This window comes from Paraburkholderia sp. BL17N1 (assembly GCF_003634175.1).
Classification (GTDB): Bacteria; Pseudomonadota; Gammaproteobacteria; order Burkholderiales; family Burkholderiaceae; genus Paraburkholderia.
Genome location: NZ_RBIW01000001.1, coordinates 2801829 through 2824992 on the forward strand (window position 1 = coordinate 2801829; position 23164 = coordinate 2824992).

A 23164-nucleotide genomic window follows, 5' to 3' on the forward strand; every position below is an offset into this window, starting at 1 on the left:
ACACTGACATGGAAGACGACGAACTCGATCCGGTGCTGGCGGCCATCCTGACGCAGTTGTGGCGCGCGCATCGTGAAACGCCGGGCGGCGCGTGGTCGCTCGCCAAACTGTCGAAGCAGGCGGGCGTGCCGATGAGCGGCTTGCGGCGTCAGTTGACGGCGCTCGTCGACGGCGGTCTGGTGGATACCACCTTCAACGAGGAAGGCACGGGCGCGGCGCGCCTGAGCGAACTGGGCCGAAGTCTGTGCGGCGAGTTGTTCGGTAACGGCGACGGCGAGCCGCCCGACGAGGATCAGGCGGACGCGTCGCCGAAACTTCATTGAATCGCGTGGCGCGCAGCGCGAACCGCGTGCGCGGCTCGCCTGAGCGTGGCTTAAAGCTGGCTCATTCCGCCATCGGCGATGATTTCCGTGCCGACGATAAACGCCGACTCCGGCGCGGACAGATGCAGCACGGTCGAGGCGATTTCTTCCGGCGTGCCGAAGCGGCCGACCGGAACCTGGCCGAGAATCTGCGCGGCGGTGGCTTCGAGCGCGGCGGCGTCGAGGCCGAGCTTGCCGTACAGCGGCGTTTGCACCGGGCCGGGACTGACCACGTTGACGCGCACGCCTTGCGGCAGCAATTCCGCCGAGAGGGTCTTCGCCAGCGAAATCACCGCGGCCTTGCTCGCCGCATACACGGACGACGCCGGCATGCCGATATGCGCATTGATCGATCCGTTGATCACGATCGACGCGCCGCGATTGAGCAACGGCAGCAGTGCCTGAATCTGGAAGTAGGCGCCCTTGACGTTGGTGTTGAACATCGCGTCCCAGAAGGCTTCGTCGACATCCGGAAACGCTGCGAATTTCGCCATGCCGGCGTTGACGAACACCGCGTCGAGGCGGATGCCGGCGGCGCTGATCGCAGCCGCCAGTTCACGCGCCGACGCTACCGAGCCGGCGTCGTTGCGCACCGCGACGGCATTGGCGCCGAGCGCCTTTCTTGCCGTTTCGAGCGCGTCGGCATCGCGGCCGGTGATGACCACACGGGCGCCTTCATTGGCGAATGCCTGGGCGGCCGCGAAGCCGATGCCGCTGCTGCCGCCGGTGACGAGAACCGACTTACCTTGGAAGCGAGTCATTTTGAATCTCCGAAAGAGTGTTGCGGGTTAGTGAGAGTGATATTGCGCCTGTGCGGAGTGCTTGCCGTACCACTTTTCCGATGCACTCGTTCGAAATCATCGAACATGTTTCCGTGCTGCCCAGAATACTGGATTCGTTATGGGTGAGATAACGAATAATAATTTTTCCACGGAAATTGGCCTTCGAATATGGCCCCCTATGCTGGAGCCTTGCCCGGGTTATCCCGTGCGCTGGGGCAGGCACCTTCAACCATCTTCGGAGAATCCATGAAAACAACGCTGGCGCGAGCGCTGCATCAATCACTGCGCATCAAAACTGTCCGAACCGTTCTCGCCGCGACGCTTGGCGCGACCTTGGCGTTCAGCGCCGCAGGGGCGGCCGCGGCCACCACGCAGCCAATCGGCATCGCCTTCGTCTACCTCGGCAATCCGGGCGACGCCGGCTGGACCTACGCGCACGAACAGGGCGTGAAGGCGCTCGAGGCGAAATTCGGCGACAAGATCAAGGTGACGCGCGTGGAGAACGTGCCGGAGTCGGCGGATTCGGAGCGTGTGTTCCGCGATCTGGCGTCAAAGGGCAACAAGATCGTGGTGGGTTCGAGCTTCGGCTTTCAGGATTTCGAGCTGAAGGTCGCCAAGGACTTCCCCGATGCCGTGTTCGAACACGCCACCGGCTACAAGAAGGCCGCCAACTTCGCGACTTATGACGTGCGCACCTATCAGAGCGCTTACCTGGCGGGTCTCGTCGCGGGTTATACGACGAAGTCGAACACGCTCGGCTTCGTCGGTTCCGTACCGGTGCCAGAAGTGGTGCGCAACATCAACGCGTTTACGATGGGCGCTCGCTCGGTCAATCCGAATGCGCGCGTGAAGGTGGTGTGGATCAATAGCTGGTTCGATCCGGGCCGCGAAAAGCAGGCCGCCGAAACGCTGATCGGCCAGGGCGCCGACGTGCTGATCCAGAACACCGATTCGACGGCCACGATGCAGACCGCCGAGCAGAAGAAAGTGCATGCGTTCGGCTGGGATTCGGATATGAAGAAGTTCGGGCCGAATGCGCAACTCGGCGCCTGCGTGAGCAACTGGGGTGTGTACTACACGCATCTGGTGGATCAGGTGATGGCGGGCACATGGAACAATTCGCCGGTGTGGTGGGGGCTGAAAGAGAAAGCGATCGATCTCGCCGACATCAACACCGACGCCGTTTCGCCGGCCGCGCAAAAGGCCTTGAGCCAGAAGCGCGATGACATCATCTCCGGCAAGTTCAATCCGTTTGCCGGTCCGATCATGGATCAATCCGGCGCGGTGAAGGTCGCCGCCGGCAAGTCGCTGAGCGATCCGGAACTGCTGCGTTTGAACTGGTTCGTGCAGGGCGTGGACGGCTCGCTGCCCAAGTAAAAATTTGCTTCGCTAATCTAACTATTAATCAGGGAGATCGCCCGTGAGTCTGACGGTTTCGACGGCGGCCGCCGCAACGGCCGCCAACTATCCGCCGCAGGGTTTGACGCCCACGCACGAGCAGATCGTGCGGCATCTGCGGCATTCGAGCCGGGTGGCCGAACGGGCGACGCTGCTGGGACATCATCCGTTCGGTGCGGTGCTGGTCGGACCCGACCAGGAGACGGTGCTGATGGAGCAGGGCAACGTCGACACGGTGAATCACGCCGAGTCGGTGCTGGCGCGCGTGGCGGCGTTGAACTTCACGCCTGAGTATTTGTGGAGTTGCACGCTGTACACGTCGGTCGAACCCTGCTGCATGTGCGCCGGGACGATGTATTGGGCCAACATCGGCCGGGTCGTGTTCGGCATGACCGAGAAGCGCTTGCTGGAAGCGACCGGCGATCACGCCGAGAATCCGACCATGAGCGTGGACTGCCGGTACGTGTTCGATCACTGCCAGAAACCGGTCGAGGTGATCGGGCCGGTGCCCGAAGTGGAAGCCGAGGTCATGGCGGTGCAGCGCGGATTCTGGAGCAGCCGCTAGCTGTGCTTGGTGCGCGCTCGCGAGAGAGAATCGCGACGTTTGCACCCGTGCTTGCGTGCTCGGTCTCGCTGAGCCGACATGCAAAGCATGCTTTGGTCATTGCGCGGCGTCCACCTGCGTTTCCGCCGGCGCCAGCATCGCGACGCCGCAGAACCAGTCGCCGCCGTGCGGCTGATGTTTCCACTGACCGCTGGTTTCCTTGAGCACGGTGGAACACTGCTCGTTCACCACGATCCCAGGATTCGCCGCCGTGCACTGACGCATCGCCACCTCGGTGGCTTGCGCGGGCGCCATGAGCGGTCTGCGTCGTGTGTCCGGGTCATAAGGCGTGGAGGATAGCGGCGGCGTGGCGGTTTGCATCCCGTCGATCAGCGTCCGTAGTTCCTCGATACGCGTCGCGTACCACGTCCCCAGACACACCGCGTCGCGGCAGTTCGCTTCACGCCACGCCCACTTGCTGTCGCTGTCGGTGAGAAAGGCGCGCCGGTCGCTGACTTGCCGGCGCGCTTTCCAGTACAGCTGCCCCAGCGTGTCGTCGAGCTTCGACAGTGCGGGGTCGTTGCAAATCATCTTCTCGGTTAGCGAGCGTCCCCGGTTGCAGTCGAAGCTGGTGGCGTGGGCGACTGGATGCGCGAGCATCAGCGCGGCGATCAGCAGTGGGCGGATGAGGGTCACGGCGGTCCCGGCAGTGCATGGCTTTTTCATGCAATGGATGATCGACCGAGTTGCCGGAACACGGAGGCCAGAAAAACGCCTGACTTCGGGTGGGTCGTTACCAGATATTGCCTCCCGCGGCGGAGGGAATCGTCGCGGGCGGATGACTTAATGATTTCAGGCATGTGCCGGGCAACTCGCCCGTGAGCGGACGCATCGCTCGGCAGCACAGGGCAATGCGGCGTTCCGTGCAGGGACCACAAGCACTCACCACACCAGCGGGACCGGCCGGCAGGTCACACGTGGAGTCCAGGCAAGTCGCCGCGAAGCGTCCCGGCATAATTTGGGGTCCGCCTGTGCAACAGGCGCCGGAACAACCGCGCCCGCGCTGCGCCCGTGCGGCCCGCGCCAAGGCGCCGTCACCCGCTCCAGCAAGGCCTTTGCGCCATTTCTTCGGCCCCTTAACCGGCCCCATTTGCCAGGCCGTCTCCCGTCCGCGACGAATTAAATTCGCCGGCCTCGCGTAAACCCCGGTGTGCCGCGTACACTAAGTTGCCGATGTCGGGTTAGGGGGCGCACATATGACTTGCGAAGCGACATCAGAAAACAAGCTGGAAGCAGCGCCTGAAGGCCGCTATGGACCGAATCTCGCCGAAGCCGTGGTGGCGTCGGAGCGCACGGTGTTGCGGTTGATCACCCGCAACACGCCGCTGCCGGAATTGCTCGACGAAGTATGCCGCCGCGCGGAAGCGCTGCTGGGGGAAGGCGCGTCCTGTTCGATCCTGTTGCTCGATCCGGACGGCGTGCACGCCAGAGTGGGCGGCGCGCCGTCGCTGCCGGCGCATTTCAGCGCCGCGATCGACGGCGCGGCGATCGGTTCACGGGCCGGCTCGTGCGGCACCGCGATGTACGAGCGGCGCCTCGTCGTCGTCGAGGATATCGAAACCGATCCGCTGTGGGCCGACTTCCGGCACCTCGCGTTGCCGCTCGGTCTGCGGGCCTGCTGGTCGGTGCCCTTTGAAAACGATTCCGGCGTGGTGCTCGGCGCCTTCGCGGTCTACTACCGCGCGCCGCGCCGTCCGAGCGCCGGCGAAGAAGCGATGCTGCGCGACATCGGCCACAGCGTCGGTCTCGCCGTGCATCAGGACACCATGGTCCAGCGCCTCGCGCACAGCGAGGAGCATCACCGGCTGGTGGTCGATCATCTGATCGAAGGGATCGTCGTGCAGTCGCGTGCCGGTATCGTGCTTGCCTGCAATCCGAGCGCGCAGCGTATTTTGCGGGCGACCCCGCAGATCGTCGGCCGCAGTATTCATACGGTGATGGTGCGCGCCTATCACGAGGACGGCTCGCTCGTCGCCGACACGGCCCGCCCGACCGCCCAGGTGCTGAGCACCGGCAAGCCCGTGCTCGGCGTCACGATCGGCGTGGAGCTGATCGGCGGCGACATCGTCTGGATCACCGAGAACGTCGTGCCGATCATCAAGCCGGGCGAGAGCGAACCGGGTTCGGTGCTGATTTCGTTTACCGACATCGGACCAGTGCGCGAGGCGCAGCGCCAACTCAAGTTCCTTGCTACCCGCGATTCGCTCACCGGCCTCTACAACCGCGCCTATCTCACGGAGCGGATGCGCGACCTGTTCACGCCGGACATGTCGTCCGGCATGGGCGAACTGGCGAGTGTCGCCGTGCTGTTCGTCGACCTGGACGGCTTCAAGAAGGTCAACGACACGGCGGGCCACGAGGCCGGCGACACCCTGCTCTGCAGCGTGGCGGAGCGCCTCTCGGCGTGCATCTCGCCGGAGGACACGCTCGCGCGCGTGGGCGGCGACGAGTTCGTGATCGTGGTCAGCGCGTATGAAAACACCGCGCGTCTGATCGGCCTCGCGCGCCGCATTCTCGACATGATCGCGGTGCCGTTCGCGGTGGCGGACAACGAGTACTACCTGGGCGCGTCGATCGGCATCAGCCGTTTTCCGGAAGACGGCCAGGACGTCGCCACGCTCATGCGCAACGCCGATTCGGCGATGTATCACGCCAAGCAGCGCGGCCGCAACAACTTCCAGTTCTTTACCGCCGAGCTGAATCAGCATCTGCAGCGGCGCTTCACGATCGAGCAGTCGCTGCGGCGCGCGCTCGCCGCCAACGAACTGAGCCTCGTGTACCAGCCGATCGTCGACAGCCACGACGGCCGCACGATCGGCGCGGAAGCGCTCCTGCGCTGGTACAACAGCGAACTGGGCAACGTGTCGCCGGGGGAATTCATCCCCGTGGCCGAAGATGCCGGGCTTATCGTCGAGATTGGCGACTTCGTGCTGGCGCGGGCCTGCGAGCAGGTGGCGCAGTGGCGGCGCACGCTGGCGCCGGAACTGATCGTCGCGGTGAACCTGTCGCCGCGGCAGTTCAACGACGGCCTGGTGGAGCGGATCGAACGGTGTCTGGCGCAGTCGGGGCTCGAGCCGACGGCGCTGGAGCTGGAGATCACCGAACGGCTGCTGATGAGCGACAGCGAAACCGTCCTGCCGATGCTGAGCGCGCTGAATGCCATGGGCGTGCGCATTTCCGTCGACGATTTCGGCACCGGCTATTCGTCGCTGTCGTATCTGAAGCGCTTCCCGCTGCATAACCTGAAAATCGATCGCTCGTTCGTCGCGGGTTTGCCGGATCATCGCGACTCGATTGCAATTACCCAGGCGGTGGTGGCGATGGCGCACTCGCTCGGCATGAACGTCACCGCCGAAGGGGTGGAAACCGCCGAACAGGCGGCGTTCCTGCGCGCGATCGACTGCGACAAGCAGCAGGGCTATCTGTACAGCCGTCCGGTTGGGGCCAGTGCGTATGCCCGCGGTTTGTGGGACGCGCAGCTCAACGTGGCCGACGCCTGAACGTGCCGGCCGTTCCGCACGCGAGGCCGGAAGCCTTGCCGGGCTTGCGAATGCGGCCTTGAACGGCGCGCGCCGCGCACATGCTGACGGGATTGTTCGGTTTGCTGGACAAGTGACTTCGCGTTCGCGGTATTTATCCGCGAGGCCGGTCTCCCTAAAATCCTCCCATCGAAAAGTAAATTGAGCGCGATGTCGAAGCGGCGTCGTGCGATGGGAGTTGTCATGCCAGATTTAATCAGAGACCAGCTCTACCGGCCGTCGGTGGTCTTACCGATGGTCGCCCTCATGCAGGTGATGGTGTCGCAGGACTTCAATCTCGGCCAGGTCGGCTGGGTGATGGCGTCCCGCGGTGCGCAGGCCGCGCTGCAACGTTCGCGCGAGCTGATCTGCGCCGTGCATTGCCACGCCTGAGTCCAACAGACGGAAAACAGCAGTCATTCGCAACAATCCGCGGCAGTAATGAGCGGCGCAGCATGGTGATTCCAGGGCCGAAGGGTAAGATGCTACGACCAGCAGCCCAGCCTCGGGAGAGTTGCCATGCCACAGCACTTCGACGCAGTTGTGATCGGTACGGGACAGGGCGGCTCACCGCTCGCCGTGCGTCTCGGTCAAAGCGGCCGCAAAACGGCGGTCATCGAACGGGCTGCCTTTGGCGGCACCTGCGTGAACGTCGGCTGCACGCCGACCAAATCCTATGTAGCGAGCGCCCGCGCCGCGCATGTCGCGCGTCATGCCGCGGAATTCGGCGTGCAGGTGGGCGGCGCGATCAACGTCGATCTGGCCGCGGTCAAGGCGCGCAAGGACAAGATCATCGGGCAGTCGCGCGACGGCGTGGAGAAATGGCTGCGCGGCACCCAGAACGTGAGCGTGTTCAACGGTCACGCGCGTTTTACCGGACCGCATGCGCTCGCTATCAGCGGCCCGGGCGGCAATCTGCTCGATGAGATCAACGCCGACGAAATCTTCATCAACACCGGCACGCGCGCGGTCGTGCCGCCACTCGCCGGGCTCGAGCGGATTCGCTACTACACCAATTCCAACCTGCTCGATCTGACGGAATTGCCGAGTCATCTGGTGATCGTCGGCGCGAGTTATATCGCGCTCGAATTCGCGCAGATATTTCGCCGCTTCGGCAGCCAGGTGACCGTGCTGGTGCGCGGTGAACGATTGCTTACGCGTGAGGACGCCGATTTCGCCGATTCCGTGCAGAAGGTGCTCGCGCGCGAGGGCGTGGAGTTTCGCTTCAATGTGCAGCCTTCGCGGGTCGAGCCACATCCGCATCGCGAGAACGAAGTGTGCATCGGCTTCGAGCAGAACATTCCCGCGCTCGAAGCGTCGCACCTGCTGTTCGCGACCGGCCGTGAGCCGAATACCGACGACCTCGGCCTTGCCGCCGCCGGCATCACGCTGGACAAGCACGGCACGATTCCCGTCGACGGCCAGTTGCGCACCAGCGTGCCGGGCGTCTGGGCGATCGGCGACGTCAACGGGCGCGGCGCCTTCACTCACACCTCTTACGACGACTATCAGATCGTCGCGGCCAATCTGCTCGACGGCGGCGCGCGCAGCGTCGATACGCGGATCATGGCGTATGCCGTATTCGTCGACCCGCCGCTCGCGCGCGTCGGCGCCTCGGAGGCCGAGGTGCGCAAATCGGGCCGCGACGCGCTGATCGCCACCATGCCGATGACGCGCGTGGGCCGCGCGCGCGAACGCGGCGAGACCGACGGTTTCATGAAGGTGATGGTCGACAAGGAGAGCAAGCGGATTCTCGGGGCGGCGATTCACGGTATCGAAGGCGACGAGGCGATTCACACGTTCATCGACATCATGACGGCGGGCGCGCCGTATCCGACCTTGCAGTACGCGATGCATATTCACCCGACCATCAGCGAACTGGTGCCGACCTTGCTCGATGGACTCAAGCCGATGAAGTGAGCGGCGCACGCGAGCGGAGCACGTACGATGAAGCGCGCAATCCGAAGCGGCAATCTGTTCGATCACGACGCGTCCGCGGACGCGGACGAGCAGATCGACGCGCTGGTCGAGCAGGGCGGCGTAAGCATCGAGCGGATCGTCTCCATGGGTCACGCCAGCCCGCCGGGCTTCTGGTACGACAGTCCGCGCGCCGAGTGGGTCGTGCTATTGAGCGGCGCGGCGGCGCTCGTATTCGAAGGTGAGGCCGCGCCTCACCAGATGAAGGCCGGCGATCACGTGCTGATCGACGCGCATTGCCGGCATCGCGTGGCATGGACAAGCGATCGGGAGCCCAGCGTGTGGCTCGCCGTCTACTACCCGGACGACGCTTCAACCTGAACTCGGCAATCTGCCGATCGATCAGACGCATCGACAAAGCGTTGGGCCATCGCGGATAATCGGCAACGGCGTAGGTCGTCCGCGGAATGCGGGCGAACGGTGCGCGCAACCGCATTCATCATCAGGAATTCAACCGATGGGCAAGGGACGTGTCGAAGCCTTCAGCGATGGCGTGATCGCCATCATCATCACGATCATGGTGCTCGAGTTGAAGGTGCCGGAAGGCTTCGATCTTGCCGCGCTGCGTCCGGTTCTCCCCGTGTTCTGCGCGTACGTGCTGAGCTTTATCTACGTCGGCATCTACTGGAACAATCATCATCACATGTTCCATGCCGTGCAGAAGGTCAACGGCGCGGTGCTGTGGGCCAACCTCCATCTGCTGTTCTGGCTGTCGCTGCTACCGGCCGTCACGCATTGGGTCGGCGAAAACCATCTGGCTTCCTGGCCGACCGCGATGTACGGCGTGGTGCTGTTCATGTCGTCGATCGCGTACTTCATTCTGATGGGCGTGCTGATCCGCGAGCACGGCAAGGACTCGACGCTAGCCAGGGCGGTCGGCAGCGACATCAAGGGCAAGGTTTCGGTCGTGATCTATCTGACGGGCATTGCGCTGGCGTTTGTCGTGCCGTGGGTTTCGGCTGCGCTTTATACGCTCGCTGCCGCGTGGTGGCTGGTGCCGGACCGGCGCATCGAACACGTGCTGGAATCGTAAGCGTGCTGCTCGCGCTCAAGCTGGTGCTGGTGCCGGCGTTTCTCGCCGCGCTGACCGTGGCGGGACGCGTGTGGGGGCCGTCGGTGGCGGGGTGGCTCGCGGGGCTGCCGATGGTCGCCGGGCCGATCGTGTTGCTGCTCGCGTTGGAGCGCGGGCCTTCGTTCGCGGCGCAGGCGTCGGCGGCTTCGATCGCGGCGATTGCCGCGTCGGAAGCGTTCAATTTTGCGTATGCGTGGACCTGCCGGCGTGTCGCGTGGCCGCTCGCGTCGATCGCGGGCATGGTGGGCTGGGTCGGCGTGGCAATGGTGCTCACGCAGCTTCCCGCCGGACTTGCATGGGCGGTCGCGGCGGCTTGCGTGGCGGTGGCGGTGTCGCAAAGCGGCTTGCCGCGCGTGACCGGCCGCGTGCCGGCGGCGCGCCTCGGACTCGGCGATCTCGTCGCGCGCATGCTCGCCGGCGCGTTGCTGACGGTCGCGGTGACTACGCTGTCCGCGTCGGTGGGCGCGACGTGGAGCGGACTGCTGTCGGTTTTTCCGTTGCTCGGCATCGTGCTCGCTGTCTCGGCGCAGCGCGCGCACGGCGCGGACTTCGTCGCCTTGCTGATGCGCGGCATGGTGATCGGCCGCGCCTCGTTCGCGGCGTTCTTTGCCGTGACGGCGACGATGTTGCCGCGGTACGGCGTGTGGCTCAGCTTTGCGTGCGCGTCGGTGGCTTCGATGATCGTGCAGGGCGCGACTAAACGGATGCTCGGCGCGAAACGGCCGGTTCAGGCTGGGTCGCGCGGACTTGCGGAGCGGCAGTCGGCGGATTGAGCGGGGTGAGTTTGACGTGCTTATTGCGGATCATTGCGGCTGAAACGCATCAAGCACCTCAAGCACCTCAAGCGGCTCAATGCGAGGCATCGTGTTGCTAGAGACTCGAAGCGCGGACACGCCCGCTCAGCGGAACCACCGCGCACGCAGTCCGCTCATTTGCCCGATACTTCCAACATGATTTCGCGCCCTCGACAACCCACACGCACACGAATCGGCCTGATCTCCGACACGCACAACCTCGTGCGCCCGGAGGCATTGCACTATCTGGCCGGTTGTGATGCGATCATCCACGCGGGCGATATCTGCAACGAAGCCGTACTCGATGCACTCACCCAGATCGCGCCGGTCACAGCGGTGCGCGGCAACAACGACACCGGCGACTGGGCCGCGTCGTTGCCGACGCACACCACGCTGACCGTGCAGCAAGTGACGATTCTCGTCGTGCACGATATCGCCGACGTAGGCCCCGATCCGCACAGCCACGGCATCAACGTAGTGGTAACCGGCCATTCGCACAAACCATTGATCCGCGAACGCGACGGCGTGCTGTTCGTCAATCCAGGCAGCGCCGGACCACGCCGTTTCAAGTTGCCGATTTCAGCAGGGATACTGATCGTCCAAGGCGCGCACGCAAGCGCGAGCTTCGATTCGCTGATGCCCTAAAAAACGGGCCGGCAAAAAATTTGCCGGCCCGTTCTCAGACTGCTCGCGGACTGGCCGCGTCAACTATCAAACAACCCATGCTCAGGCACGCGCCGTCGCGGCTGCCGCAAAGCGTTCGTCCATCTCCTCGGCTTCACGCTCACCGCGCAACACCGCATGCGCTTCCGCACGCGTCGCCACGCACGGGCCCGAGCCGAGCAGCGGCTTGCGGGCGGTTTCGCGCAGCGCCACCACCGAGACGATACCGATCAGCGACGCGCCCATCAGGTAGTACGCGGGCATCATCAGATTGCCGGTGCTGTTCACCAGCCATGCGGTCACGAGCGGCGTCGTACCACCGAACAGCGACACCGAAACATTGAAGCCGATCGCCAGCGCACCGTAGCGGATTTTGGTCGGGAACAGCGCCGGCAGCGCCGACGGCATCACACCGGTGAAGCACGACAGCAGCGTGCCGAGAATCATCAAGCCGCCGAACACCGGCAGCACCGTGCCCATGCGGATCAGCAGCAGGGCGGGAATCGACAGCGCGAACAGGCCCACGCAACCGAACAGCATCACCGGCTTGCGGCCGATCGTGTCGGACAGACGGCCGGCGGCGAGCGTCATCGGCATCATCAGCACCATGACCAGCAGCACGAGGAACAGGCCGTGCGTTTCGTTGAAGTGCAGCGTGGCCGACAGATAGCTCGGCAGATACGAGAGCGCCATGTAGTCGGTGACGTTGAAGATCAGCACGAGGCCGACGCACAGCAGCAGCGGCTTCCATTGCTGCGCGAGCAACTGACCGAGCGACTGCTTCGGCACCGCCTTGTCTTCCGCTTCACGTTGCTCGGCCTGCTTCTTGAACGCGGGCGTTTCTTCGAGCTTCATGCGGATGTACAGACCCACCAGACCCAGCGGCCCGGCGATCAGGAACGGCACACGCCAGCCCCACGAGAGCAGCGCGTCGTTCGAGAGCGTCGCGGTCAGCACGGCAACGGTGCCCGCGCCGAGCACGTAGCCGATCAGCGTGCCGAACTCGAGGAAGCTGCCCATGAAGCCGCGGCGCTTGTCCGTCGAGAATTCGGCGATGAAGGTGGCCGCGCCGCCGTACTCGCCGCCGGTCGAGAAACCTTGCACCAGACGCGCGACCAGCAGCAGCACCGGCGCGAAAATGCCGATCGTCGTGTAGCTCGGAATCAGACCGATCGCGAAGGTGCCGAGCGCCATCATGATCATGGTCATGGCGAGCACACGCTGCCGGCCGATGCGGTCGCCGAGCGGTCCGAACACCATGCCGCCCACCGGCCGCACGAGGAACGCCGCGGCGAACGTGCCGAACGTGGCGATCAGCTGCGCAGCCGGACTAGCCGACGGGAAGAACACTTTGCCGAGCGTGACTGCAATGTAGCTGTACACGCCGAAATCGAACCATTCCATGGCGTTGCCGAGCGCCATGGCGCCGACGGCCCGCTTGAGGAGAGATTTGTCGACGACGGTGATGTCGTCCAGAGAGAGGCGTTGTTCTTCTTTGTGGTGTCGCCAGAAGCCGTTGCTGGAAGCGGTCAAGGTGAAAACTCCAATGACTGCGACGAAACTCATGACGCGCATGAACGTTCCGCCACGGTTGCTGGGAAGTGCAGTTTCGCGAGCAAGGCGAAAGCATCTCCGTCGCCGTTGCAGGGCGATGGAGCGGGGCGTGATAGAAAACACAACGCCCGTGCCTCGCGAGACAGGTCGCGAAAAAACACTCGTCTAGATTGTGCTGACGTTGCACCTGCGTGGCCGTGGAAGGGGGGCAGATGCATGAGGGCGCTGGGTGGCTGAAAGCTGGCCCATGCGCCGCTGGAAGGCTTGAAACGAAAAAGGCCGGTGCTTTATTCGCCGCTCACGTGTGACGCGAAACGGGGAAACGACCGACAAGCCTTCTTGTATAAAAACTGTTCAATTCGGGATGGCACACGCACTGCGCGCCAGATTGAAGAGAACGTGAATGAAGGTGAAATGCTGTTGGAACGAGGCACATGATAGCACGATAACAGAGGATCGTGCAAACCCGGTGTCCGCCGAGGGCCTTGGCGGGCACGCTCAATCCCTTGCCGGGCGGGGGGTCGAGCGGATCCTGGCGGTCTGAAAAAGCGGCTTAAAACGGTGCGAAAATGTACCGTTTGGGGAATTTTCACGGTGAGGTTGAAGCGGCGATCTGGCGGTCTCGATTCGGCGAATCCGGTGGCGCGCGCAGACGAAAAAAATCCGCGCACGCGGCGCGGATTTCGGTCATGCAGTTTGAAAGCGCGAAAGCCTTTACTTTACTCAGCCGACGGCGGCACATAACCCTGCGCCGTGTCCGCGCCTTCGCCGAAGAAAAACTTTTCGGTCTGCTTCATCAGATATTGGCGCGCGCGTGGATCGGCCATGTTCAGGCGGTTTTCGTTGATCAGCATGGTTTGCTGCTTCAACCAGGCCTGCCAGGCTTCCTTCGAGATGCCTTCGTAGATCCGCTTGCCGAGTTCGCCGGGCAGCGGCGGGAAATCGAGGCCTTCGGCTTCTTTGCCGAGCTTCGCGCATTGAACCATACGAGTCATGCTGTGCTTCTCCTAAAATCGGTGTGGGGGCGGACAGTCGCTATATAGGGCCGCTCAGAGCTGTTTCATCAGCACGAGCGACTTGCGCTGCCAGTTATAGAGCCGGCGGCGGTCTTCCGGCAGGTCGTCGACCGTGACCTTGACGAAGCCGCGCTTGAGAAACCAGTGTTCGGTACGCGTGGTGAGCACGAAAATGCGCGTCAGGCCGCGCGCCCGCGCGCGCTGCTCGATGCGCTTCAACAGCCGTTCGCCGTCGCCGGTGCCTTGCGCTTCGGGCGCGACCGTCAGGCACGCCATTTCGCCGATGCGCTCCTGCGTGTACGGATACAGCGCCGCGCAGCCGAACAGCACGCCATCGTGCTCGATCACCGAGAAATGGTCGATGTCGCGTTCAATCTGGTGACGCCCGCGCCGCACCAGCGTGCCGTCCGATTCGAGCGGCTCGATCAGCGCGAGAATGCCGCCGACGTCGTCCGGCGTGGCTTCGCGCAGGCTTTCGAGGTTCTCGTACGAGATCATCGTGCCCACGCCGTCGTGCAGGAACAGTTCGAGCAGCAGGCTGCCGTCGAGCGCGTAAGGGATGATGTGCGCCCGCGCCACGCCGCCGCGGCAGGCGCGAATCGAGTGCTTCAGATAGAAGCCCGCGTCGCCGGTGACTTCACCGCTTTCGTGCAGTTTGTAGGCGTCGTCGAGCGACAGTTCGCGCACCAGTTCGGGGCCTTCTTCGCCGGCTTGCATCAGCCCCGGCGTTTCGGTCAGGAACACGATCTTGTCGGCCCGCAGCGCGATCGCCGCGGCGGACGCCACGTCTTCCATGGCCAGATTGAAGGCCTCGCCGGTGGGCGAGAAGCCGAGCGGCGAGAGCAGCACCAGCTTGCGGCTCGCGAGCGAGTGGCGGATCGAGTCGGCGTCGATCTTGCGCACCACGCCCGTGTGCGCGAAATCGACCCCGTCGAGAATGCCGACCGGCCGCGCCGTCACGAAGTTGCCCGACACCACGCTGATGTGCGCGTGTGCCATTGGCGTATTCGGCAAACCCTGGCTGATCGCGGCCTCGATATCCAGACGCACTTCGCCGGCCGCTTCTTTCGCGGATTCGAGCGCGCGCGCGTCCGTAATGCGCATGCCGTGCGAAAACTCGGACTCGACGCCGTGCAGGCTCATCTGTTCTTCGACCTGCGGGCGCGAGCCGTGCACCAGCACGATCTGGATGCCCATGGCCTGCAGCAGCGCGATGTCGGACACGAGCGCGTTCAGGAGCCCCTGATGCACCACCTCGCCGCCGAACCCGACGACGAACGTCTTGTTACGGAACGCATGGATGTAAGGGGCGACTGAGCGCATCCAGTCGACGAATTGCGCGTGCTGGGCGAGATCTTCCGTTGCGCCGGCGGGGGCCGGAGCGCTCGCGGGCGCGGGGACGAGGTCGGTTTGGGAATTCATGCCGGGGATTATAATGCGCCCCCATGTCGAATGTACCCAAAAGTCCCGCTGCGGCGAACGAGAATCCGGCGCCGGCCGTCGATCAACCGAAGGCCGGCGACGCGAAGCGCCGCGATGCGCAGGACGCCGAACGCAACACGCCGCACACGGCGCGCGAGCCGCAGCGCGCCGCGGAAAATGCGCGGGCGCACGAGCATGATTCGGACCGCGACGTGCGCGGTCCTGGAAAAGACGCGGCGCCGAAACACGCTGCAAGCGATGAATCGCGGCGGGCGTCCGAGCGCGGCGCGAGCCGGCGTGAACCGCAGCAGCCCCGTGAGCCCCATGCACCCCGCGCACCCCGCGCGCCGCGTGTGGTCGAGCCCAATCCGATTCCGCCGATTACTTACCCGGAAGCGCTGCCGGTTTCCGGCCGTCGCGAGGAAATCGCCAAAGCCATCGCCCGGAATCAGGTCGTGATCGTCTGCGGCGAAACCGGCTCCGGTAAAACCACCCAGCTGCCGAAAATCTGCCTCGAACTCGGCCGCGGTCTCGGCGCGGGCGGCTCCGGGCTGATCGGCCACACGCAGCCGCGCCGGATCGCTGCGTCGGCGACCGGCCGCCGCATCGCCGAAGAACTCGGCACGCCGTTCGGCGAAGTGGTCGGCTACAAGGTGCGCTTCACCGACAATCTGTCGCCGGGCGCCTCGGTCAAGCTGATGACCGACGGCATTCTGCTCGCCGAAACGCAAACCGATCCGCTGCTCAAGGCATACGACACGCTGATCATCGACGAGGCGCACGAGCGCAGCCTCAACATCGATTTTCTGCTCGGCTATCTGAAGGAAATCCTCGTCAAGCGTCCCGATCTGAAACTGATCGTGACCTCGGCGACGATCGACGCGGATCGTTTCGCGCGCCACTTCGGCAGCGAAGAAAAGCCCGCGCCGGTGATCGAGGTGAGCGGGCGGCTGTATCCGGTCGAGGTGCGCTATCGCCCGGTCGCGGAAGACAGCCCTGCTGTGAAGGGCGCGCAAGGTGATGCGCCTGCTGCGCAACGCGGCGGCGACCGGCCGAAATCGCAGCGCGAAACCGATCGCGATCTGATGGACGCGATCGTCGACGCCGTCGACGAACTCTGCCGCGAAGGCCCGGGCGACGTGCTCGTGTTCCTGCCCGGCGAGCGCGAAATCCGCGATGCCGCCGAGGCGCTGCGCAAGCATCATCCGCCGCATACGGAAATTTTGCCGCTGTTCGCGCGGCTTTCCGCGGCCGAACAGGAGCGCGTGTTCCGCACCTCGAACGCGCGCCGCATCGTGCTGGCCACGAATGTCGCCGAAACCTCGCTGACGGTGCCGGGCATTCGCTATGTGGTCGACACCGGCCTCGCGCGCGTGAAGCGCTACTCATATCGCAACAAGGTCGAGCAGTTGCAGGTCGAGTCGATTTCGCAGGCCGCCGCGAATCAGCGGGCCGGGCGTTGCGGCCGCGTGGCCGATGGCATCTGCATTCGTCTCTACGAGGAAAGCGACTACCAGGGCCGCGTTCGCTTCACTGATCCGGAGATTCTGCGTTCGTCGCTGGCGTCGGTGATTCTGCGCATGAAGTCGCTGCATCTGACGGCGATCGAGACGTTCCCGTTCATCGAGCCGCCGCCTGGCCGCGCCATCGCCGACGGCTATCAGCTGCTCAACGAACTCGGCGCCGTCGACGACGACAACCAGCTCACGCCGCTCGGCCGCGAACTCGCGCGCCTGCCGCTCGACCCGCGCGTCGGCCGGATGATTCTGGCCGCACGCGACCAGCAGGCGTTGAAGGAAGTGCTGATCATCGCGAGCGCGTTGTCCGTGCAGGACCCGCGCGACCGGCCGATCGAAGCGCAGGAGCAGGCCGATCAGGCGCATCGCCGTTTCGCCGATGAGCGCTCCGAATTTCTGCAGTGGCTGAAAATCTGGAACTGGTTCGAAGAAGCGATCGCGCACAAGAAGTCGAACAAGCAACTGCACGAAGAGTGCCGCAAGAACTTCCTGTCGCAACTCCGCCTGCGCGAATGGCGCGACGTGCACTCGCAACTGCTGACGGTGGTGCGCGAGCACGGCTGGCGTCTGAACGAAGCGGAAGCGACCTTCGAGCAGATCCATCTCGCGTTGCTGACGGGCCTGCTCGGCAACATCGGCCTCAAAGCCGATGACGAACCGTATTACCTCGGCGCGCGCGGCATCAAGTTCTATCTGTGGCCAGGCTCGGCGCTGGTGAAGAAGGCCGGCAAGTGGGTGATGGCCGCCGAACTGGTGGAGACGAGCCGCCTGTACGCGCGTTGCATCGCGAAGATCGAGCCGGAGTGGATCGAGAAGATCGGCGCGCATCTGCTGAAGAAGTCGCTCTCCGAGCCGCATTGGGAGAAGCGCGCGGCGCAGGTCTCGGCGTTCGAACGCGCGGTGCTGTACGGGCTGCCGATCTATCACCGGCGGCGCGTGAGTTTTGGCAAACAGGATCCGGGGCGCGCCCGCGAACTGTTCATTCGCGGCGCGCTGGTGGAAGGCGAGTTCGACACGAAGCTTGCGTTCTTCGCGCACAACCGCAAACTGCTCGCCGATATCGAGCAGCTCGAACACAAGTCGCGCCGCCAGGACGTGCTGGTGGACGACGAGTTGATCTTCGCCTACTACGATCAGGCGCTGCCGAAGGGCATTTACACCGGCGCGTCGTTCGAGCGCTGGTATCGCGACGAGGTGAAAAAGAGCGGTCTGCCGGAGGACAAACTACGCCTCTTGTATCTGTCGCGTGACGACTTGATGCGGCACGAAGCCGCCGGCGTGACCACCGACCTGTTCCCGAAGCGGATGACGATGGCGGGCGTCGAGATGGCGCTCACCTATCATTTCGAGCCGGGTTCGCCGCGTGACGGCGTGACGCTCGCCGTGCCGCTGTATGCACTGAATCAGGTCGACGCGCGGCGCTGCGAATGGCTCGTGCCCGGCATGCTGAAAGAGAAGACGCAACTGCTGCTGAAGTCCTTGCCGCAGAAGCTGCGCCGTCATTGTGTGCCGCTGCCCGAGTACGCGGCGGGTTTCGTCGACCGGCACGGCGGTCCGCGCTTCGGTGCGGGCGGTTTGCTCGAGTCGCTGATTGCCGATGTTCGCGAGCAGACGCAAGTCGCGATGAAGCAGTCGGACTTCAAGCTCGAGACCTTGCCGCCGCATCTGTTCATGAACTTCAAGGTCGTCGACGAGCACGGTCGCCAGCTCGCGATGGGCCGCAACATGTCGCAACTGCGCGCCGAACTCGGCGGCCAGGCGCAGCAGCATTTTCAGAAGATCGCATCGAGCGCGGCCGGGGCGGCGTTGGCGGACGCGGGCGGCGGCGGTGTCGCGACGCCGTCGCAAGCGTCCGGTGGTGCGGCCGGCGCGGGTGCGCAGCGAGGCAAGGGCGGCGCTGGCGTGTCAGGCCCGCAGACCGCGCCGCAAGCCGGCGCGCAGGGCACCGCCTTGTATGAAAAGCTGACGACATGGAATTTCGGCAAGCTTCCCGAGCTGCTCGAAATCCGTCGCGGCGGGCAGACGCTGTTCGGTTATCCGGCGCTGGTGGATCGCGGCACGCATTGCGACGTCGAAGTGTTCGATTCGCCCGACGAAGCCGCGCGGATTCATCGCGCGGGATTGCGTCGACTGTTCGCGTTGCAGTTGAAGGAGCCGATCAAGTATCTGGAAAAGAATCTGCCGGGTTTGCGCGAAATGGCGATGCAGTTCATGCCGCGCGGCACGCAGGAAGAGTTGCGCGATCAACTGATCGACACCGCGCTCGACCGCGCCTGCCTGCAAGACCCGCTGCCCGATGACGACGTCAGTTTCCACACGCGCCGCGACGAAGGCCGCAGCCGCCTGACCCTGCTCGCTCAGGAAATTGCGCGGCTGGTCGGGCAGATTCTGGGCGAATACGCGAGCGTCGCGAAGAAGCTGGTGCAGGCGAAGTCGTTCACGGCGGCGCATGCCGATTTGCAGAACCAGCTCGACGGACTGATCGGCAAGCGCTTCGTGGTCGACACGCCGTACGCACAACTGGCGCATTTCCCTCGCTATCTCAAGGGGATCGCGCTGCGCATCGACAAGTTGAAGGCGGACCCCGCGCGCGACGCACGGCAGTTCGCTGAATTCCAGCCGCTGCTGCAGAACTACCAGCGCGCGGTGGCGCAACGCGGCGGCGTGCTGGATCCGCGCCTGTCGGAGTTCCGCTGGTTGCTGGAAGAGTTGCGGATCTCGCTGTTTGCGCAGGAGTTGCGTACGCCGATGCCGATTTCGGTGAAGCGGCTTTATAAGGTATGGGAGTCGATGCAGCGCTAATCGGGGCGCAGGGGCGCCTCGCGCGGATCGGGTCGGCTACAGATCGGCGTGATAGGCCCGCGGTCTTTCGCGGCGAGATAACAGGGCGCGCGCCGCCATGCCTTGTGGGCATAGCGGCGCGGGCAAAAACGGGCGCGGGGCTTGGGTCTAGCCCGCGCTCGTCGCATATGAAAAGTCGATCGACCGGGCTGCTGCTGCGACTCGCGTTGGCCCGGTCTGTCCTACCAGTTCCGTTACCAGTGCATGCCGGCGCCGATCGCCGCGCCGAACTGTCCGCGCGAATCCGTCGTGCCTTGCAGCTTGTAGACCCACTTCCCCGTTTCCGAGATTTGCGATACGCCGATGGCCAACGCCGACTGCCCCGCATAGGTGCCGCCGGCCATTGCGACCATGCCGCGACCAGGCAGAATTGCCTGCGGCAAGCCGGCCATTGCCATGGCGGATGCCGTGCCGCCATAACCATCGCGACGGGCGGAGCGGATCTGGTCGTCGGTATAGCTGTTCGCCTGGCTGACCGCTCCGCTCACGCTTTGCTGCAACTGGTTGACGTTGACCGCGTCGGTGCCTTGCACACCGGCTGCGACATTGGTGATCTGGCGTTCCTGGTCTGCCGCGCCGACCGAGACCGTGTTTGCGCGGTCCGCGATCGAGCCTTGGCCCAATGCGACGGAGTTGTCAGCGCTGGCGTTTGCAGCTGCGCCGAGCGCGGTGGCATTGGCGCCGCTCGCCAGCGAGTTCGCGCCGATGGCGACCGCGTTGGTGCCGGTTGCCCGAGCGTTGGCGCCCGCGGCGACAGACTGCGCGCCGGACGACACGGCGCCTTGGGTGTCGCGGTTGCCTTCCGCGCTGAAGAACGGATTACCCGAGTTGACCACGACGTTGTTGACCGCGCCCGCGATGGCGGCGTTCAACTGATCGACGTTGACCGCGTCGGTGCCGTCCGCCCCCGCCGCGACGTTATGGATCGCCGTCCCGCCGTTCGCCGCGTCGCCACCGAGCGTGACGCTGTTCTTGTTGACGCTGCCGTCGGCGTTCTGGTCATACGTGAGCGCACCGTCGAGTTTCGCGGCGTTTGCGGCGCCCTGGTCGCTCACGGCTTTCAACTGCGCGACGTTGACGGCGTCGGTGTCCGCCGTGCCGGCTGCGACGTTCGTGATCTGGCGTTCGTTGCCGGCGGAGCCGACCGAAACCGTGTTCGCCCGCGTCGCGTTCGAGCCTTGGCCGAGTGCGACCGAGTTGGCGGCCGAGGCGCTCGCCTGATAACCGAGCGCGGTCGAATTTGCGCCGCTTGCGCCGGCCTGATATCCCAGCGCGGTGGAGCCGTCGCCCTGAGCGATCGCGGCGCCGCCGACCGCGGTGCTGAACGCGCCGTTCGCCTGCGAGCTCGCGCCAGCGGCAAAGGCTGCTTGCCCGGCGGCGAGCGCGGAACTTCCGATGGCGACTGCGTTGCTGCCGGTGGCCGAGGCGTCGTCGGTGCCGTCGTTCAGGCCGTTTGCCTTGAAGTAGCGCGAGGCGCTCGCGCTGGCGGCCTGCAATTGCCTCAGGTTGACGGCGTCGGTCGCGCTGGTGCCGTCGGCGACGTTGGTGATCTGACGTTCGTTGCCGGCGGAGCCGACGGAGACGCTGTTCGCCCGATCGGCCACCGAACCTTGGCCCAAGGCGACCGAACCGTCGGCCGATGCGTTCGCGTCATGGCCTATCGCAATTGAATCGACGTTGCCGGCGACGGCGTTGTAACCAATCGCGACGCTGCCGGCCGAGGTGGCGGACGCATACGCACCGAGCGCGGCGGCGCCGGTTGCGGCGGCCGCGGAATTGGCGCCGAGCGCGGTGGCGTTGTCGCCCGATGCGCTCGCCAGCACCCCTGCCGCGACCGCATGCGTACCGGCGGCGACGGCGTCGTCCGTGCCGTCGGCGATGCCGTTGGCCTTGAAGTAGTGCTGGGTGCCGCTTTGCGCGATAGCGACGATCTTGCCGTCGACCGCGCTCAACTGGCTGACGTTGACGGCATCGGTTGCCGCCGCGCCGGCTGCCACGTTAGTCAGGCGGCGCTCGTTGCCCGTCGAGCCGACGGACACTTCGCCGAAAGCGGTGGTCGCAGCGACCACGCCGCTCGTGCCGAATTCCGCGCCGGGTTGGCCGAGATTCGCGGTGGTGGTTGAGTTCGCCCCGACGCCGACACTGTTCGCGGCGGTGACACTGGCGTTGTAGCCAAGCGCCACGCTGTTGGTCCCGGAGACCTTCGCATTGGCGCCGAGCGCCGTGGAGCCGTCGGCGTAGGCGAGCGAGCCGTAGCCGAGCGCGGACGTGTTGGCGCCATACGCGGTGGCGAGCCGGCCGAGCGCTGTGCCATTTTGCCAGGCGCGGGCGCCGGCGCCGAGCGCCACGGCATTGGTGCCGTTCGCCAGCGCGGCATTGCCGATGGCGACGCCGTTCAGGCTGCTCGCCGATGCGGCATAGCCAACCGCGATAGCATTCGCTGCGGATGCGCTTGCCTGATTGCCCGTGGCGACGGCGCCGGTCGCCGCCGCGTCGGAGTTGTAGCCGATTGCAACGGCCCCGGCGGCGGCAATTTCCGAGCGAGCGCCGCGGCCGAGCGCGACCGAGTTATCGCCGTCTGCCTGGGCCTTGTAGCCGATCGCCGAAGCGCCGGTGGCGATTGCGTGAGCGTCGTCCGGCGTCAGCGAGTTGTCGTTGGTCCGGACGTATTTGACGCCGTTGCCGTTCTGACTGATGTAGGCCGCGCTGGTGTCGCCGGCGACGGCGTAGAGCTGGGCGCCGTTCACCGCATCGGTGCTGCTGGCAGATACTGCGCCCTGATGCACGTTGGTGATCGTCGTACCGCCCGTGACGCCGCCGTCCGTGGAGGTGGGACCCGCGAGCGTGACGCTGTTCGTGTTGACGGTGCCGTCCGCATTAGTGCCGTATGAGACAGCGTTGGCCGTGGCAGCAGTAATGGCGCCCTTGAGCTGGCTGACGTTGACGGCATCGGTGTCGGCTGCGCCGGCGGCGACGCCGCTAACGGACCGGTTGCCGACGTTGACTTCGCCGGCCGAAGATTGTGATGCGGTGAGGCCGTAAGCGGCGTAGCCGGTCTGGGCCCCGACGGTCGTGAGTGAACCCGCGCCGAGCGCGACACTGTTGGCGAGCGTGGCTGACGCCGCATAACCGATGGCGACCGAGTTGAGGCCGCCAGCCTGCGCGGCTTTGCCGAACGCCATCGCCCCCACTCCGCTGACGAAAGCCTGATTGCCGATTGCGATTCCGTAGAGCGCAGTGGGTGCGGTTGTCGCCTGCACGCCCATTGCAATCGAATTGACGCTGTTCGCGTTGGCCTGAACGCCGGTTGCGATCGACATCGCGCCCTGCGCAACGGCCTGGAAGCCCGTCGCCATCGCGTAGGGGCCCGCCGCAGTTGCGCCGATGCCGATCGCAATCGCGCCCGGGCCTGCCGCATAGGGGGCGAGATCGTTTCCGGGCGAATTGACGCTCGTGTCTACGAAGAGGGCGGCATGCGCCGCCGGCGCGCCCCCCGCCAGCGCAGCCAGAATCAGCACTGCACGCGCGATGGCCTTCTTGCGCTTCGTCTTTGATCTTGCCGTTATCGGCGCCGCCGGCGACATTGCCGTCGCTTCACACCAAACCAATCGGTTATTGCTATTCATTGTTTTAGAAACTCCGCG

The 23164-nt window shown here is 65.1% G+C and carries 17 protein-coding genes; 11 read left to right on the forward strand and 6 right to left on the reverse strand.

Going from position 1 to position 23164, the window contains the following annotated elements:
• The first annotated feature begins 8 nt into the window (after nucleotides 1-8).
• Nucleotides 9-323, forward strand: coding sequence for a helix-turn-helix domain-containing protein (locus B0G82_RS12675; protein ID WP_121307561.1), 315 nt, complete (start codon nucleotides 9-11; stop codon nucleotides 321-323).
• Nucleotides 324-373: 50 nt separating this feature from the next.
• Here the strand turns inward: B0G82_RS12675 and B0G82_RS12680 are convergent, their stop codons facing one another.
• Nucleotides 374-1123 (reverse strand): SDR family oxidoreductase, encoded by a 750-nt coding sequence (locus tag B0G82_RS12680; RefSeq protein WP_121307562.1) that lies wholly within the window; start codon nucleotides 1121-1123, stop codon nucleotides 374-376.
• A 267-nt stretch (nucleotides 1124-1390) separates the two neighbouring features.
• Between B0G82_RS12680 and B0G82_RS12685 the strand changes: the two genes are divergently transcribed.
• Complete coding sequence (locus tag B0G82_RS12685) at nucleotides 1391-2521, forward strand: BMP family ABC transporter substrate-binding protein (protein ID WP_106279372.1); 1131 nt, start codon at nucleotides 1391-1393, stop codon at nucleotides 2519-2521.
• A gap of 43 nt (nucleotides 2522-2564) precedes the next feature.
• On the forward strand, nucleotides 2565-3107 hold the full coding sequence (locus B0G82_RS12690) for a nucleoside deaminase (protein WP_181916713.1): 543 nt from the start codon (nucleotides 2565-2567) through the stop codon (nucleotides 3105-3107).
• Between the two features lie 96 nt (nucleotides 3108-3203).
• Here B0G82_RS12690 and B0G82_RS12695 read toward each other — a convergent pair whose 3' ends face one another.
• Entirely contained in the window at nucleotides 3204-3782 is a 579-nt protein-coding gene (locus B0G82_RS12695) for a hypothetical protein (protein WP_121308674.1), read from the reverse strand.
• Nucleotides 3783-4342: 560 nt separating this feature from the next.
• Here B0G82_RS12695 and B0G82_RS12700 point away from each other — a divergent pair.
• The 7 genes from B0G82_RS12700 (at nucleotide 4343) to B0G82_RS12730 (ending at nucleotide 11152) form a co-directional block, all read left to right on the forward strand.
• The gene (locus tag B0G82_RS12700; RefSeq protein WP_121307563.1) at nucleotides 4343-6646 is read left to right on the forward strand and encodes an EAL domain-containing protein; all 2304 of its coding nucleotides are present in this window, start codon (nucleotides 4343-4345) and stop codon (nucleotides 6644-6646) included.
• Nucleotides 6647-6868: 222 nt separating this feature from the next.
• On the forward strand, nucleotides 6869-7057 hold the full coding sequence (locus B0G82_RS12705) for a hypothetical protein (protein WP_106279765.1): 189 nt from the start codon (nucleotides 6869-6871) through the stop codon (nucleotides 7055-7057).
• A gap of 126 nt (nucleotides 7058-7183) precedes the next feature.
• Nucleotides 7184-8584, forward strand: a complete 1401-nt coding sequence (locus tag B0G82_RS12710; protein WP_116140082.1) for an FAD-containing oxidoreductase — start codon at nucleotides 7184-7186, stop codon at nucleotides 8582-8584.
• A 27-nt stretch (nucleotides 8585-8611) separates the two neighbouring features.
• Complete coding sequence (locus B0G82_RS12715) at nucleotides 8612-8962, forward strand: cupin domain-containing protein (RefSeq protein WP_121307564.1); 351 nt, start codon at nucleotides 8612-8614, stop codon at nucleotides 8960-8962.
• A 136-nt stretch (nucleotides 8963-9098) separates the two neighbouring features.
• Nucleotides 9099-9674, forward strand: a complete 576-nt coding sequence (locus tag B0G82_RS12720; protein WP_116117734.1) for a TMEM175 family protein — start codon at nucleotides 9099-9101, stop codon at nucleotides 9672-9674.
• Between the two features lie 5 nt (nucleotides 9675-9679).
• Nucleotides 9680-10486, forward strand: a complete 807-nt coding sequence (locus B0G82_RS12725) for a hypothetical protein (protein WP_121308675.1) — start codon at nucleotides 9680-9682, stop codon at nucleotides 10484-10486.
• 177 nt (nucleotides 10487-10663) lie between these two features.
• On the forward strand, nucleotides 10664-11152 hold the full coding sequence (locus B0G82_RS12730; RefSeq protein ID WP_121307565.1) for a metallophosphoesterase family protein: 489 nt from the start codon (nucleotides 10664-10666) through the stop codon (nucleotides 11150-11152).
• An 81-nt stretch (nucleotides 11153-11233) separates the two neighbouring features.
• On the opposite strand, the gene proP is transcribed toward B0G82_RS12730, so the two are convergent.
• From proP to argA, 3 genes are all read right to left on the reverse strand, one after another.
• On the reverse strand, nucleotides 11234-12736 hold the full coding sequence (gene proP, locus B0G82_RS12735) for a glycine betaine/L-proline transporter ProP (protein ID WP_241974681.1): 1503 nt from the start codon (nucleotides 12734-12736) through the stop codon (nucleotides 11234-11236).
• A 707-nt stretch (nucleotides 12737-13443) separates the two neighbouring features.
• On the reverse strand, nucleotides 13444-13719 hold the full coding sequence (locus tag B0G82_RS12740; protein WP_012433611.1) for an oxidative damage protection protein: 276 nt from the start codon (nucleotides 13717-13719) through the stop codon (nucleotides 13444-13446).
• A gap of 54 nt (nucleotides 13720-13773) precedes the next feature.
• Nucleotides 13774-15162, reverse strand: a complete 1389-nt coding sequence (gene argA / locus B0G82_RS12745; RefSeq protein ID WP_106279386.1) for an amino-acid N-acetyltransferase — start codon at nucleotides 15160-15162, stop codon at nucleotides 13774-13776.
• 23 nt (nucleotides 15163-15185) lie between these two features.
• On the opposite strand from argA, the gene hrpA reads away from it, so the two are divergent.
• Nucleotides 15186-19481 (forward strand): ATP-dependent RNA helicase HrpA, encoded by a 4296-nt coding sequence (hrpA, locus tag B0G82_RS12750; RefSeq protein WP_121307566.1) that lies wholly within the window; start codon nucleotides 15186-15188, stop codon nucleotides 19479-19481.
• Between the two features lie 233 nt (nucleotides 19482-19714).
• Here the strand turns inward: hrpA and B0G82_RS12755 are convergent, their stop codons facing one another.
• Entirely contained in the window at nucleotides 19715-23146 is a 3432-nt protein-coding gene (locus tag B0G82_RS12755; RefSeq protein WP_121307567.1) for a YadA-like family protein, read from the reverse strand.
• Between the last annotated feature and the right edge of the window lie 18 nt (nucleotides 23147-23164).

Bases quoted from the DNA above. Each gene is read 5' to 3' on its own strand.
- B0G82_RS12675 (WP_121307561.1), top strand. From the start codon at position 9: ATGGAAGACGACGAACTCGATCCGGTGCTGGCGGCCATCCTGACGCAG.
- B0G82_RS12680 (WP_121307562.1), bottom strand. From the start codon at position 1,123: ATGACTCGCTTCCAAGGTAAGTCGGTTCTCGTCACCGGCGGCAGCAGC.
- B0G82_RS12685 (WP_106279372.1), top strand. From the start codon at position 1,391: ATGAAAACAACGCTGGCGCGAGCGCTGCATCAATCACTGCGCATCAAA.
- B0G82_RS12700 (WP_121307563.1), top strand. From the start codon at position 4,343: ATGACTTGCGAAGCGACATCAGAAAACAAGCTGGAAGCAGCGCCTGAA.
- B0G82_RS12705 (WP_106279765.1), top strand. From the start codon at position 6,869: ATGCCAGATTTAATCAGAGACCAGCTCTACCGGCCGTCGGTGGTCTTA.
- B0G82_RS12710 (WP_116140082.1), top strand. From the start codon at position 7,184: ATGCCACAGCACTTCGACGCAGTTGTGATCGGTACGGGACAGGGCGGC.
- B0G82_RS12715 (WP_121307564.1), top strand. From the start codon at position 8,612: ATGAAGCGCGCAATCCGAAGCGGCAATCTGTTCGATCACGACGCGTCC.
- B0G82_RS12720 (WP_116117734.1), top strand. From the start codon at position 9,099: ATGGGCAAGGGACGTGTCGAAGCCTTCAGCGATGGCGTGATCGCCATC.
- B0G82_RS12730 (WP_121307565.1), top strand. From the start codon at position 10,664: ATGATTTCGCGCCCTCGACAACCCACACGCACACGAATCGGCCTGATC.
- proP (WP_241974681.1), bottom strand. From the start codon at position 12,736: ATGAGTTTCGTCGCAGTCATTGGAGTTTTCACCTTGACCGCTTCCAGC.
- B0G82_RS12740 (WP_012433611.1), bottom strand. From the start codon at position 13,719: ATGACTCGTATGGTTCAATGCGCGAAGCTCGGCAAAGAAGCCGAAGGC.
- argA (WP_106279386.1), bottom strand. From the start codon at position 15,162: ATGAATTCCCAAACCGACCTCGTCCCCGCGCCCGCGAGCGCTCCGGCC.
- hrpA (WP_121307566.1), top strand. From the start codon at position 15,186: ATGTCGAATGTACCCAAAAGTCCCGCTGCGGCGAACGAGAATCCGGCG.
- B0G82_RS12755 (WP_121307567.1), bottom strand. From the start codon at position 23,146: ATGAATAGCAATAACCGATTGGTTTGGTGTGAAGCGACGGCAATGTCG.